This window comes from Paenibacillus sp. Y301 (assembly GCF_059445505.1).
This window is the reverse complement of record NZ_JCAIUL010000036.1, coordinates 1-3198: the sequence shown is the minus strand read 5'-3', so window position 1 is coordinate 3198 and position 3198 is coordinate 1. Positions and strand designations below refer to the sequence as shown.

The 3198-nt window shown below is 36.5% G+C and carries 4 protein-coding genes; all 4 read left to right on the top strand.

Going from position 1 to position 3198, the window contains the following annotated elements; genetic code table 11:
- Positions 1-173: 173 nt before the first annotated feature.
- The 4 genes from AC1D69_RS24945 (at position 174) to comI (ending at position 2698) form a co-directional block, all read left to right on the top strand.
- Positions 174-479, top strand: a complete 306-nt coding sequence (locus AC1D69_RS24945; protein WP_495458809.1) for a hypothetical protein — start codon at positions 174-176, stop codon at positions 477-479.
- A gap of 268 nt (positions 480-747) precedes the next feature.
- Positions 748-936 carry a hypothetical protein gene (locus AC1D69_RS24940; RefSeq protein ID WP_495458808.1) on the top strand — a complete coding sequence of 63 codons (189 nt, stop codon included), beginning with the start codon at positions 748-750 and terminating at the stop codon, positions 934-936.
- Between the two features lie 606 nt (positions 937-1542).
- A complete protein-coding gene (locus tag AC1D69_RS24935; RefSeq protein WP_495458807.1) occupies positions 1543-2253 on the top strand; it encodes an HAD family hydrolase in 711 nt (236 codons plus the stop codon).
- Positions 2254-2602: 349 nt separating this feature from the next.
- Entirely contained in the window at positions 2603-2698 is a 96-nt protein-coding gene (comI, locus tag AC1D69_RS24930) for a competence inhibitor ComI (RefSeq protein WP_157891894.1), read from the top strand.
- Positions 2699-3198 lie beyond the last annotated feature (500 nt).

Below are 3198 nucleotides of genomic sequence, written 5' to 3'. Positions count from 1 at the left end.
GCGCTCCTTGGTCGCCAAGAGGGATATCGAAGAAGATTATTCAGGCGACACATTCAACCGGCTAAGTCTGACGACCCGAACCTACGGTCCTTAAGCCGTTTGGACGTCAGAAATGCGCAACGTTATCTGAAATACCCTAACTACGAATAATAATAAATTAAGTAGGTGAAATCATGGATGAAGTGAAGTTAAGAGCATATAGAACTCTGTTATATCAAGCTTTTATAGATATCCGAGTTACAACTTCTCACTTAGCATGGGAGACTGATCTAATCTCAAATAAGACTTTAACAGATAGTCATAAACAGATCTTCCATATAGCAAATGCTTTTCATAACTTAGCATTATCATTAAGTGAAAAAACAATTGAATTAAATGAAGAAGAATTTTGGAATAAAATGAATTTCTTAAAAGAAAAATATCCGGAAATCACAAATTACAAAAACTTATTTAATCAAATGCTATTAGAAAACAAGTAGATAAAACATAAATTTAACTGAGTTTTTGTTAGTTCAAAGAAGAGGGTACTTCAGATAACACCATATTCACGCTTCGAGCCATTTGGCTCTCGGTCCGATCAGAAGTTAGAAGCGGACTCGGGGATGACATTGACAGCAGCAGGGAAGTGGAATCAGCCGGACACACCCGCACCACCTAACCGCATCGCGGCCGGTCACTTCGTGACCTTAAGGTGGTGGGGCGTCGTGAATACAACAACGTTATCTGAAATACTACGGGAGGGAAATCATGAAAAAATCATTAATAGAAAGTATAGGAGAAAGGATTTTTATCAAGAGAAGAGGACTATTTCCACAAGCTAATATTGTATTATTCCATCCTGGACACTTTCCTGAATTGAATAAAGATATATCCTTTTTGTATCTAGAAGAAGGATTTGATGAGGTTTGGATACCAGATTTACATAATAATTTTTAGAATGAAAGTGAATATACATACCATAAAACAATATTAGTATCACAGGGTATTCCAGAGAACAGAATTAAACCCATAAAAGTACAACAAAAGAATGTTGAGGAAGTAATTAGTCAGGCCTTCGGAGAAATAAGTAATAATAAGAATGAGAAGAAAAATGTGTTATTAGCTGGAAAATCCTTTTTTGTAATGAGGTTCTATACATTGGCATGTTTATATTCAAATGAAGAGATTAATATCGACATTTTACCCCTTGAGGATAGCAGAGGAATCAATATGAGTGACTGGAATAAATCAGAAAAGGGAACAGATCGAGTAATAAGTGAGATACGAAAGATTTCAGAAATATTAGAAAGACATAATAAGATTTTAGCAGATTCAAAGATGTCGTAGTACTTCAGATAACATTACATTTCTGCATCGTCGCTGGCGCTCCTTGGTCGCTAAGAGGTATTTCGGAGAAGTGGAATCAGGCGACACATTCAACCGGCTAAGTGGCAGAGCCACCCGGACCTTCGGTCCTTAAGCCGTTTGGACGTCAGAAATGCGCAACGTTATACGCCATAACTTCCAATAGATATATAAATACAGATTAAGGGGTGAATTCCAATGGAGGAATTGAAACATATAAAAGCAATCTTATTTGATTCTGGCCGAGTATTGAACCATCCTAGGTCAGGTCATTGGTTTATCTCACCTAAATTCTATAGTTTTGTCAATAAAGAGAAATTTGAATTAATAGCACTAGATCAAATAGAAAGTGCATTTCATAAAGCATTACAATATATGGACGAAAATCCGTTGATACTATCTGAAACAGAAGAGTACAAACATTTCATACAATTTTACGCAATCGTTTCTAAAGAATTGGCTTTACTTGAACTTAACAGAGAACAAATAGAAGGGTTAGCTTATGATACCGTTTTTAACGATGATAAATTTAAGTTTTATCAAGATGTCTTTGAGGTAATACCAGAGCTTAACAACAATTATAAGTTAGGGGTTGTATCGGATACTTGGCCGTCATTAGAACGTGTGTTTAAGAATGTGGGGTTAAGAAACTATTTCTCAACGTTTGTCATGTCTTCAATTTTAGGTGTATTAAAGCCACATGAATTAATGTTTCAAACAGCACTAGCTGAATTAAATATCAAACCAGAAGAAGCTTTATTTATTGACGATAATATTAATAATCTCGAAGGAGCTAGAAGACTAGGGTTACACACTATGTGGTTATTAAGAGGTGAAGAAAATTCAACCGATTCAGGGCATATATTCATCAATAATTTAAAGAGTTTACAGGAAATATTAGATAAATAATTGTGTTAGTAACTCAGAGAGGGGAAATTACGGCGCATAACAATGCATTTCTGTATCGTCGCTAGCGCTCCTCAATCGCCAAGAGGGGTTTCAAGGATGTAGAGTCAGGCGACACATCCAACCGGCTAAGTCTGACGACCCGTTCCCTGCGGTCACTTAAGCCGCTTGAACGTCAGAAATGCGGGTACGTTATATGAAAGGGATGCGGGTTAAAAAACGTATATTAAGATCATAAATACATAAATCAAAATTACATAGGAACGCTTGTACGCATTCGGAAAAGAAGGTAAAATAAAGATACAATTGAATCTTGGGTGGGCATGGTTTCTCTTCGTAGGGAGGTGAAGCCATGGAAGTAAAAGATGCAATAACGATTATGTTCCTATTTGGGACGTTTATCCTTGCTCTTTTAACATACATTAATAATAACAACAAGAAAAAGTAAAAACCCACCCATAGATTAAACGCCTAAGGTGGGTTTTGATTCCTTTATGACTTAGAAGGGAATAAACCATCCAAGCCAATTGTACTGACCAAGTGTACCAGCACTTGGTCTTTATTAAATATATAATAACACACTTAAAAACATGTATCCAAACAGAAAATGAAAAAAAGTTAAATAATATTAAAGAGCGTTATTTAAGTGTACTCAAAGAAGGCATCCCCATCATATAACATTACATTTCTGCTTCGTCGCTGACGCTCCTTGGTCGCCAAGAGGTATACCATAGAAGTGGAATCAGGCGACACATTCAACCGGCTAAGTCTGACGACCCGTTCTCTGCGGTCACTTAAGCCGCTTGAACGTCAGAAATGTGCGAACGTTAGCAGAAATTGACGGAAAGCGGGTGTAAAAATCAAAGGACTTAAACTACTATTTATACTGGCATCAATTCTTACTCTAATATTATTGAGTGCTTGTAACCAAGTAGACCCCAAAATACT

Bases quoted from the DNA above. Each gene is read 5' to 3' on its own strand.
- AC1D69_RS24940 (WP_495458808.1), top strand. From the start codon at position 748: ATGAAAAAATCATTAATAGAAAGTATAGGAGAAAGGATTTTTATCAAG.
- AC1D69_RS24945 (WP_495458809.1), top strand. From the start codon at position 174: ATGGATGAAGTGAAGTTAAGAGCATATAGAACTCTGTTATATCAAGCT.
- comI (WP_157891894.1), top strand. From the start codon at position 2,603: ATGGAAGTAAAAGATGCAATAACGATTATGTTCCTATTTGGGACGTTT.
- AC1D69_RS24935 (WP_495458807.1), top strand. From the start codon at position 1,543: ATGGAGGAATTGAAACATATAAAAGCAATCTTATTTGATTCTGGCCGA.